The sequence below is a fragment of the Pseudorhodoplanes sp. genome (assembly GCF_050250235.1).
GTDB lineage: Bacteria > Pseudomonadota > Alphaproteobacteria > Rhizobiales > Xanthobacteraceae > Pseudorhodoplanes.
In genome coordinates this window covers 1-9,492 of sequence record NZ_JBFWPA010000182.1, presented here as the reverse complement: position 1 = coordinate 9,492, position 9,492 = coordinate 1, and the positions used below count along the sequence as shown (strand labels likewise).

The 9,492-nt window shown below is 65.3% G+C and carries 8 protein-coding genes; 2 read left to right on the top strand and 6 right to left on the bottom strand.

Features of this window, described 5'->3' with window-relative positions:
* The first annotated feature begins 184 nt into the window (after positions 1-184).
* The gene (locus AB7F49_RS35360) at positions 185-1,345 is read left to right on the top strand and encodes an ABC transporter substrate-binding protein (RefSeq protein WP_428531317.1); all 1,161 of its coding nucleotides are present in this window, start codon (positions 185-187) and stop codon (positions 1,343-1,345) included.
* A gap of 73 nt (positions 1,346-1,418) precedes the next feature.
* A complete protein-coding gene (locus AB7F49_RS35355) occupies positions 1,419-3,458 on the top strand; it encodes an FAD-dependent oxidoreductase (RefSeq protein WP_428531314.1) in 2,040 nt (679 codons plus the stop codon).
* 278 nt (positions 3,459-3,736) lie between these two features.
* Here the strand turns inward: AB7F49_RS35355 and AB7F49_RS35350 are convergent, their stop codons facing one another.
* The 6 genes from AB7F49_RS35350 to AB7F49_RS35325 form a co-directional block, all read right to left on the bottom strand.
* Positions 3,737-4,873 carry a DSD1 family PLP-dependent enzyme gene (locus AB7F49_RS35350; RefSeq protein WP_428531311.1) on the bottom strand — a complete coding sequence of 379 codons (1,137 nt, stop codon included), beginning with the start codon at positions 4,871-4,873 and terminating at the stop codon, positions 3,737-3,739.
* A 12-nt stretch (positions 4,874-4,885) separates the two neighbouring features.
* Complete coding sequence (locus tag AB7F49_RS35345; protein ID WP_428531308.1) at positions 4,886-5,725, bottom strand: ABC transporter permease; 840 nt, start codon at positions 5,723-5,725, stop codon at positions 4,886-4,888.
* A complete protein-coding gene (locus tag AB7F49_RS35340; protein ID WP_428531305.1) occupies positions 5,722-6,540 on the bottom strand; it encodes an ABC transporter ATP-binding protein in 819 nt (272 codons plus the stop codon). The genes AB7F49_RS35345 and AB7F49_RS35340 overlap by 4 nt, the downstream gene beginning before the upstream one ends.
* A 12-nt stretch (positions 6,541-6,552) precedes the next feature.
* Complete coding sequence (locus AB7F49_RS35335) at positions 6,553-7,587, bottom strand: ABC transporter substrate-binding protein (protein WP_428531302.1); 1,035 nt, start codon at positions 7,585-7,587, stop codon at positions 6,553-6,555.
* A 103-nt stretch (positions 7,588-7,690) separates the two neighbouring features.
* Positions 7,691-8,839, bottom strand: a complete 1,149-nt coding sequence (locus AB7F49_RS35330; protein ID WP_428531299.1) for a DUF917 domain-containing protein — start codon at positions 8,837-8,839, stop codon at positions 7,691-7,693.
* Between the two features lie 5 nt (positions 8,840-8,844).
* Positions 8,845-9,492, bottom strand: a 648-nt coding sequence (locus tag AB7F49_RS35325) for an amidohydrolase family protein (protein ID WP_428531296.1), incomplete at its 5' end; no start/stop codon positions are given.

Below are 9,492 nucleotides of genomic sequence, written 5' to 3'. Positions count from 1 at the left end.
TACCGGGCCGGAACTGCTGGAAGAGCCGGCAAGGATCGCAGCGCTCTTCCTCGGAGAAGACGCGCGCGAAGCACGGACGTCGAATTCGCAATCCGGTTCATCCGGACTGATCCAGTCGATGGCGCTGGGTTAGCCCCAAGAAAAATCCAAGGCATTCGTCGATGAAAAACCAATGGAGGACGCTATGATTGGAGTTGAAACTTTGCGGCGTGCCGGCATGGTGTCGGTACTGGCGGCCGCGGCCGCGATGCTGCCGCAGCTTGCGCATGCCCAGGCGAAGGACCCGCTGCGCATCGGCCTGCTGCTGAGCGTGAGCGGCGCCGGTGCCGCCTACGGCATCCCCGAGCGCGATGCGGTGCAGGTCGTCGCCGACGACATCAATGCCAAGGGTGGCGTGAACGGCCGCAAGATCGAGCTGTTCGTCTATGACGAAGCGACCAACCCGACCGAATCCGCGCGCGGCATCGTCGAGCTGATCCAGCGCGACAAGGTCGTGGCGGTGATCGGCTCGTCCATGGGCAGCGGCACGCTCGCCGCGGGTCCGAACGCGGCCCGTTTCGAGGTGCCGATCCTGGCCCCGAACGGCACCATCTCGGTGACCTCGAAGCAGCACGCCTTCCATCCCTGGGTGTTCCGCACCATGACGAACGACACCCTCAACACCAAGGTGATGTTCGACAAGGCGACGGCCGGCGGCGCAAAGAAGCTCGCGATCTTCCATCAGGAAGACGCCTATGGAAAGGAAACGGCCGACTACATCCAGAGCATGGCGAAGGAGAAGGGCATCGAAGTGGTGGCGGTCGCCTCGGCGCCGCTGCGCGCGATCGACGTGGTGGCGCAGGCCACGCGGCTTCGCAACGCCAATCCGGATGTCGTGATCATGCAGGTGGCGCCGGTCGGTCTCGCGTCCGGCTTCCTGCGCGCGGCCAAGCAGGTCGGCCTGGAAGCTCCGATCTGGGGCCCGATGGCGCTCGGCTACCAGGCCTTCCTCGACAACGCCAAGGAAGCGGCGGAAGGCGTGCGCCTGGTGCTGATCGCGAACTGGGACGAGCCGACGCCCGCGCTCAAGGAACTCGGCGACATGATGCGCAAGGCCGGCAAGAAGCCCGAGGGCTTCGCCGAACTGCTCACGACCAACGGCCTGTTCCCGATCATCGAGGCCGCCAAGAAGATCGACGGCCCGCTGACCGGCGCCAAGATGCGCGAGCAGCTCGAGAAGCTCTGCGACGTCAAGACCTACTCGCAGGGCAAGCTGTGCTATTCCAGCGACAACCACGACGGCTGGGGCCCCGACCTGCTGCTGACCGTGGAAGTGAAGGACAACAAGTTCAAGACCATCAAGTAAGCTCGTCGTCAAAGCCCGCAGGCCGGCCGTGCCGGCCTGCGGGATTATTCGACAGCGACCCCGGACCAGTGTCTTGACCGCAGCCGCCGCCAAATCCGGACACCCCTACGCCAACCTGTTTTCCCCGATCCGCGTCGGGGCGCACGTCCTGCGCAACCGCATCATCATGGGCTCGATGCATACGCGCATGGAGCACATGAGCGATCCGGTGGCGCGGCAGGTCGCGTTTTACGCGGCGCGCGCCAAGGGCGGCGTCGCGCTCATCATCAGCGGCGGGCATTCTCCCAACCCGGCCGGGCTGATGGAGCCCGGTGCGCCGATCCTGCATTCCCGCGACGACCTTTCCACCCATCGCGCCATCGTCAAGGCCGTGCACGAACACGGCGCCAAGATGCTGCTGCAGATCATTCATGCCGGGCGCAGCAGCAAGCATCCGCAGCCCGTCGGCGCCTCCGAAATCAAATCGCCGATCTCTCCGTTCAAGCCGCGCGCGCTGAGCGCGCAGGAGATCGAGGAGACGATCGGGGATTACGTGCGCTGCGCCGAACTCGCCGCCGAGGCCGGCTATGACGGCGTCGAGATCATGGGATCGGAAGGCTATCTGATCAACCAGTTCACCGTGACCCGCACCAACAACCGCACCGATTCCTGGGGCGGCGACCTGGAAAACCGCCTGCGCCTACCCGTCGAAATCGTGCGCCGTACGCGCGAGCGGCTCGGGCGCGGCTTCATGATCATGTATCGGATCTCCGCGCTCGATCTGGTCGAGCGCGGCTCGACCGCGCCGGAAATCGACCGCCAGGCCGTCGCCATCCAGGTCGCGGGGGCCGACCTGCTCAATACCGGAATCGGCTGGCACGAATCGGCGATACCCACGATCGCCTATCCGGTGCCGCGCGCCACCTGGGGCTTCGCCACCGAACGCATCCGCAACCTCGTGACGATACCGGTCGTCGCATCCAACCGCATCAATACGCCGGAAGTGGCCGAGCAATTGATCGCCTCCGGCACGGCCGATCTCGTTTCGATGGCGCGGCCGATGCTGGCAGACCCGGATTTCGCCGCAAAAGCGCAGGGCGGACGGCGCGCCGAGATCAACGTTTGCATCGCCTGCAACCAGGCCTGCCTCGACTATATTTTCACCGAACGCACCGCGACCTGTCTGGTCAATCCGATCGCCTGCCGCGAGATCGAGTTCGAGCCGGGGCGCACCGCGCGCCCGCGCCGGCTCGCGGTCGTGGGATCGGGGCCGGCGGGATTGTCGGCGGCGATCGCCGCCGCGGAACGCGGACACGACGTCACCTTGTTCGAGGCGGATGAGCGCATCGGCGGACAACTGAACCTCGCTGCCCGCATTCCCGGAAAAACCGAGTTCAACGAACTGCTCCGCTATTTCGCGCAGCAGGTCGCGCGCAAGGGCGTCACCGTGCGCCTATCGACGCGGGCCGATGCGGCCTCCCTGCGCGAAGGCGGCTTCGACCATGCGATCGTCGCGACGGGCATCGTTCCGCGCCGGCCCGACATACCCGGCATCGATCATCCCAGCGTCGTCATGTATCCCGACCTGATTGCCGGCCGCGCGCCGGCCGGCGAACGGGTACTCATCATCGGAGCCGGCGGTATCGGTTTCGACGTCGCCGAACTCCTCACCGCGCCGGGCTCGGAAGAAAACCGCGACACGTTCCTGGCGGAATGGGGTGTCGACGCGCGCATCCGCGAACCCGGGGGCCTCGGCGTCCGCCCGCACCCCGCGCGGCAGCGGCAGGTCACGCTGCTGCAGCGAAGCCCCTCGCGCATGGGCGTCCGACTCGGCAAGACCACCGGCTGGATTCTGCGCGGCCAGCTCAAGCATCGGGGCGTGCGGATGCTGACGGGCTGCCAGTATCTGGGCATCGCCGACGACGGCCTTTCGCTGGTGAGCGGCGGGCAGGCGCAGACGCTTGCGGCCGACACGATCGTCATCTGCGCGGGCCAGGATTCCAATGCCGCGCTCGCCGAAACGGTCAAGGCGGCGGGAATTCCCGTGAGCGTCATCGGCGGGGCGCAGTTCGCGTCCGAGCTCGACGCCTTGCGCGCGATCGACCAGGGCACACGTCTCGCCTACCGGCTTTGATCCCCGCTTGCCGGAGGGAGGAGAGGGCTCCGATGGAATCCGGCGCCCACAAATTTTTTGCCCGGCTTGTAGTCGGGCAGCGACACAGGCAGGAACGTCCTGGCCAACCTGCCGTCCACCTTGAGCTATACGGCCTGGATGGCGTCGCAATCCGCTCGCTTTAGAGTCTGATTCATTAGAGCATTTTCGAGCGAAGTGGGTATCGGTTCGCGTCAAGAAAATGCGATCAAATAAAGGAATCTAAAGCACGTTCCGATTCCATGTAAAACGAACGTGCTTTAGAAATAGCACCCGCGCGCGGAGACCGGCCAAAGCGCTTCCACGACGGGGGCTGCGCCGTGCAGGTCGCGGATGCAGACATACCAGTCGTGCAGGTTCACCGTCGGATCGCAATGGCTGGGGACCATCAAGAGCCTGTTCCCCCGCATCGGCAGGGTGCCGCCTTCGCTCTGCAGCACGCCGTGCTCGTCGCTCGGCCGCCGATAGACGATGCCCGGTCGCCGGAAAGGCTCCGGCATGCCGGAATCGACGGCCAGCGCCTTGTGCCCGGCATCGAGCACCGCCCGTTCGTCGTTCGGGCGGCTCATGACCGTCGATAGAACGAAGAGCGCGTTCTCGAAGCGGTCGAATGCCGCGCCGTCCGCGTTCTTGTTCCGGGCATAATCGCCGTCCATGAAAATGTAGGAGCCGGCCTGCAGCTCGTTGACCGTGCCGAGATTGGCCTCGATGTCGAACGTGCCGGTGCCGCCGCCGCCCACAATTCCGCAATCGATGCCGGCGTCCGACAGCAGCGCGACGGTCTGATTGGCCAGGGCGGACGCCTTCTCCACCGCGTTGCGCCGCTCCTCGTAGGTGCGGAAATGCTGGGCCGACCCGTGATAGGCCTGCAGCCCGGCAAAATGCAGCGAATTCGACCGGGCGATTTCGGAGGCCAGCGCCAATGCCGGCTTTCCGGGCGCGACGCCGCAGCGGTTCCCGCCCACATCGATTTCCAGCAATACCGAGAGCGTGACGTCCTGCCGCTCGGCGGCCTGCGCGAGCTCGCGCGCATTATCGATGCTGTCGACACAGACGCCGATGCGCGCCTTTTTCGCGAGCGCAACCAGCCGCTCGATCTTGCGCGCACCGGCGATCTCGTTCGAGACCAGGACGTCGCCGACGCCTTCGGCCACCAGAATTTCCGCTTCCGAAACCTTCTGGCAGCAGACGCCGACCGCCCCGAGCGCGATCTGCTTCTGCGCAATGATGCCGCTCTTGTGGGTCTTGGCGTGCGGGCGCAGGCGAATCCCGGCGGCCGCCGCAAAATCCGCCATGCGCTTCAGGTTGCGCTCGAAGGCGTCGAGATCGACGATCAGCGCGGGCGTATCGACCTGGTCCAGCTTCATGCCCGGCCCGGCCGGCGGCAGAGCGGTCATGCGAGCCCCGGTTCAGCCTTCGCGGCGCATCGCGCTTTCGTGCCAGCGCCGCAGGATGAGATGGGTGAAGAAGGTGAGGATCAGGAAGATCAATATCCCGGTCGCGGTGATCAGGATGAGCGCCGCGAACATGCGCGGAATCTGCAGCGTATAGCTCGATTCGAGAATGCGGAAGGCGAGGCCGGACGATACGCCCCCGGTACCGGCGACGAACTCCGCGACCACCGCGCCGATCAGCGCCAAGCCGCCGCTGATGCGCAGGCCGCCGAGAAAATAGGGCAGCGCGCTCGGAAGCCGGACATTCCAGAAAATCTGGCGGCGCGAGGCCCCGTAAAGCTGCATCAGCGACAGGAGATTGTGGTCGGTGCTGTTCAGTCCCAGGGTGGTGTTCGAGACGATCGGAAAGAAGGCGACGATCCAGGCGCAAATGAGAAGCGCCAGGCGGATGTCCTGCACCCAGATGATGATGAGGGGCGCGATCGCGACAATCGGGGTGACCTGCAGGATCACCGCATACGGAAACAGGCAGTTCTCGATCCATTTCGACTGCGCGAACAAGACGGCGAGCGCGACGCCGGCAATGGTCGCGGCCGTGAGCGCGGACAGGGTGATGGCCACCGTCACCAGCAGGGACGGGTAGAGCGATCCCCAATCCTTCACCAGCGTCTGGCCGACCAGGGTCGGGCCGGGAAGGATGTAGAAGGGAATATCGTTGACGCGGACCGCGACCTCCCACAGCAGCAGCACCAGAATCCCGAACAGCAGCGGCGGCAGGATGCGCGTGAGGAGCAGGCTCGGCCACGACGTCTGCGGCGTGGGGACAAGCTCCATCGTTTCCGGTTCGCCGCTCATGACGCCATCGCCTGGGCTAGGTGGGCCGATGCCGTCCGGCAATACTCGTTGTAAAGGGACGACGTGCGGTATTCTTCCGTGCGCGGATAGGGAGCGTCGATGGCCATGTCGGCAAAGACGCGGCCGGGACGCGCGCTCATGATGACGATGCGGCTGGAGAGATAGACCGATTCGTAGACGCTGTGCGTGACGAAGACGACGGTCCATTTCTGCTCCGACCACAGCCGCAGCAGGTCGTCGTTGAGGCGGAACCGGGTGATTTCGTCGAGTGCCGCGAAAGGTTCGTCCATCAGCAGGATTTTCGGCTGCGCAACCAGCGCGCGGGCGATGGACACGCGCATTTTCATGCCGCCCGACAATTCGCGCGGATAGGCGTGCGAAAACCCGGCCAGTCCCACCTGCGCGATGGCATTCTCGACGCGGTCGTGCGCTTCGCCTTTCGACATGCCGCGCAGCTTCAGCGGCAGATAGACATTCTTGAACACGTTCGCCCACGGCATCAGCGTGGGTTCCTGGAAGACGAAGCCGATGTCCTTCTGCGCGACGCGGTCGCCGCCGTCCTGCCAGACGATCGAGCCTTGCGTCAGTTCGCCGAGGCCCGCGATCAGGCGCAGCACCGTGCTCTTGCCGCAACCGGACGGGCCGAGCAGGCTCAGGAACTCGCCCTGTCCGATGGTCAGGTCGACATTCTTCAGCGCGACCACGCCGGTCGAATACGCCTTGCCGACGCCCTTCAGCGCCAGCAAGGGCGCTTGCGATCCGGACTGGGGGCGAAGCGCCGTGGCGCTTCGCCTGACATTGGTCACAGAGGTCATCAGCCCCGCCCGTCAGCTCTTCAGGTTCAGGCCGTGGCCCTTATTGACGAATTGCAGCGTATAGGCCTTGGACAGGTCGATGTCGGCCGGATACATGCCGGTCGGCGCCAAAGCCTGCTGGAACGCCTTCCAGCGCGCATCCGTCATGGCGCCGATGCCGAGCTTCAGCGAATCCCCGGAATCGATGATCTGCTGATCCCTCATCGTCTTTTGGGCGTAGGCGAGCAGGTCGTCGCTTTGCTCCGGATTGGCCTTCTTGATCAGCTCGTTCGCCGGCGACGGATCCTTGTAGATATAGCTGTACCAGCCCTCGATCGTCGCATTGACGAAGCGCTGGATCATGTCCGGCTTTTGCTTCACCAGATCCCAGTGCGTCTCCAGCGTGTTGGCGTAGTTGGCATAGCCGTCATTGGCGAGCAGATGGACGACCGGCTTCACGCCCGCCTTCTCGATCTGGAACGGCTCCGACGTGACATAGCCCTGCACGCTCAGCGACTTGTCGGCGAGGAAGGGCGCGAGGCTGAAGCTGTAGGGCCGCGCCTGCTCTTCGGTGTAGCCGTATTTCGCTTTCAGGTAGTTCCAGTAGGTGACGCGCGAGGAGCCGGCCACCAGGATCGGCTTGCCCTTGAGCGCGGCCAGCGAGTCGTTGCCCTGTCCGGGATGCGAGATCAGCACGCGCACGTCCTTCTGGAACGGCGCGGCGATGCAGCAGAGCGGCACGTTCTCCTTCACATAGCCGAGCGCGGTGAAGCTCTCGCCCTGGCTGAACTCGATCTGCTTGGCGGCCAGCACCTGCGAATAGCGGACCTGCGGACCGCCCATGCGGATGGTCACGTCGAGGCCGTGCTTCTGGTACAGGCCGGTGGCGAGCGCCTGGTAATAGCCGCCGTGCTCGCCCTGTGCCTTCCAGCTGGTGCCGATGGTGACTTTCTCCAGCGTCTGCGCGGAAGCGGGGATGCGCAGCGCGCCGGCCGCCGTCACCGCGCCGGCGGCGGCGACGAAGGTGCGGCGCGTAACGGTCGTCGAACTGTTCGTCTTGCGTGTCATAGCGGGAAACTCCTCTCCCTGGTGTCTCTGAAGCTGTTTTTCTTGTTGGGTCCGGATTGGCTTGTCTGCCGTTTCGGGCCGTATGCAGAAGGAGCGTGTGCCGTCATGCCGGCGCCCGCTCAAAATCGACGTAGTCGAACCCGAGATTGAAATGGCGCGGGCCCAGCAGCCGGCGACCGGCGTCCGTGCGCCACGCATCGTCGAGCGCCTTCATGCCGAACACCGTCACCGGACGTCCAGGCGTGACGTCGCCCAGCGTCGTCAGCGGACGGTTGGTCTCCGGATCGAGCACGGCAAAGATATCGGGGCTGGTCGCGATGACGGTCTCGTCACGCCAGATCGCGTGGTGTTCGTTCTTGACCCACACCTTGTAAGTCGCGCCTTTCCATTTTCCGCGCCCCTGAATGGTATAGACCAATTCGCGCCACATATAAGGTTCGTTGCTGAGCCAATCGACGGAAGTTGCCTCGCCTTCGAACAGGACGCGGCCCGCGGTTTCCGCAATTAGCGATTGAAGTTTTCCGTCCTTCAACTTCGCGCCGTTGCGCAAAGCCGCGCCAACCTTGATGGAGCGGCTGAGGCTACCCTTCACCAGCGCCGGCCTTGCCTCGTGCACCTGCACCAGGTGGCCGGTCGTGGCGATGCCGCGACCGTATGCCGCGCGGCTGACCATGCGGCCGATCCAGTCGGCCATGACGGCGTTCACCGCCGATTTGACCAGGATGCGGTTGCCCCAGCGATCCACCATCATCACCGGCGTCGGCGGCTTGCCGATCAGCTCCATCTTGCTCAGGACGAGCTCCGGGATCGCGCGGCCGACATAATCCCCGTCGATCGTCGGAATGCCGAGTTCGAGGCCCGTGACGATGGTCGCCGAGGTCGCCGCGCTCGACAATTCCATCGAGACCAGCGCACCGAGCTTCACGCCGGCATAGGTTGTCAATTCCTTCGCGGATTCGACGAGCCGCGGCACCAAAGTCGGAAATTCCTCCTTTTCGAGACGCAGCCTCGCAAGGTCTTCCGGTGCGGGCGGCTCGTCCGGGTCCTTGCCGCCGAGAATGATCGCCCAGCAGGTCCAGTCGCTCTCGGACAGCTCGTCGGGAGAAACCAGCGTGAGCTTGCGCCCGGCGCGGATGGCGGGCGCCAGCATGTCGAGACCGGCCTCGATGCGACCGCCGCCGCCCGTGCCGAAGAATGTCAGGCCCCAGCAGAAATTCTCGGCGGTCTCGATATCGGAAATCACCACGGCCATGATTTTCACAAGCTCCCGTGAACCGGGCGCCCCTCCATCAACACCGCGCGAACGGGCGGCCCGCTCGCAACCAGATCCTCGGCGTCGTCGGCATCGCTGATCATCAGGTCGGCGCGCGCGCCTTCGTGGATGCCGTAATCCTTGTCGAAGCCCATGAGCCCGGCCGGGGCCTGCGTGACCATCGCGTAGGCGCGCCCGAGTTCCGACGTGCCGAGATGGCCGGCGAGCAGCGTCCAGCGCGCGATTTCCAGCATGTCGCCGCTGCCGACGGGAACGAACGGGTCCTGGATATTGTCCGTCGCCGCAGCGACCCGCACGCCGCCCTCGATCAGCTCCCGGACGCGCGTCAGCCCGCGCGGCGGCAGGCTCTTCGCTTCGCGGCCCTGCAGGAACAGGTTGGCCGTGGGCAGCGTGATGACGGAAATGCCGGAAGCGGCGAATCCATCGATGACCCGGCGCGCGGCGTCCGCTTCCATCGCGCTCAGGGCGGAGCAATGCCCGAGCGCCACGCGGCCTGCCATGCGCCTTGCTTTCGTGCGCGCGATGACGGCATCGAAGAGCTGCCGCCCGGCATCGAGATGTTCGTCGAGATGCAGGTCGATCGGAAGATTGCGGCGCTCGGCGGTGTCGAACAGCATGTCGAGGAAGGCCGG

Excerpts from the sequence above, each read along its gene's own strand:
- AB7F49_RS35360 (WP_428531317.1), top strand. The coding sequence starts at position 185 with ATGATTGGAGTTGAAACTTTGCGGCGTGCCGGCATGGTGTCGGTACTG.
- AB7F49_RS35350 (WP_428531311.1), bottom strand. The coding sequence starts at position 4,873 with ATGACCGCTCTGCCGCCGGCCGGGCCGGGCATGAAGCTGGACCAGGTC.
- AB7F49_RS35345 (WP_428531308.1), bottom strand. The coding sequence starts at position 5,725 with ATGAGCGGCGAACCGGAAACGATGGAGCTTGTCCCCACGCCGCAGACG.
- AB7F49_RS35340 (WP_428531305.1), bottom strand. The coding sequence starts at position 6,540 with ATGACCTCTGTGACCAATGTCAGGCGAAGCGCCACGGCGCTTCGCCCC.
- AB7F49_RS35335 (WP_428531302.1), bottom strand. The coding sequence starts at position 7,587 with ATGACACGCAAGACGAACAGTTCGACGACCGTTACGCGCCGCACCTTC.
- AB7F49_RS35330 (WP_428531299.1), bottom strand. The coding sequence starts at position 8,839 with ATGGCCGTGGTGATTTCCGATATCGAGACCGCCGAGAATTTCTGCTGG.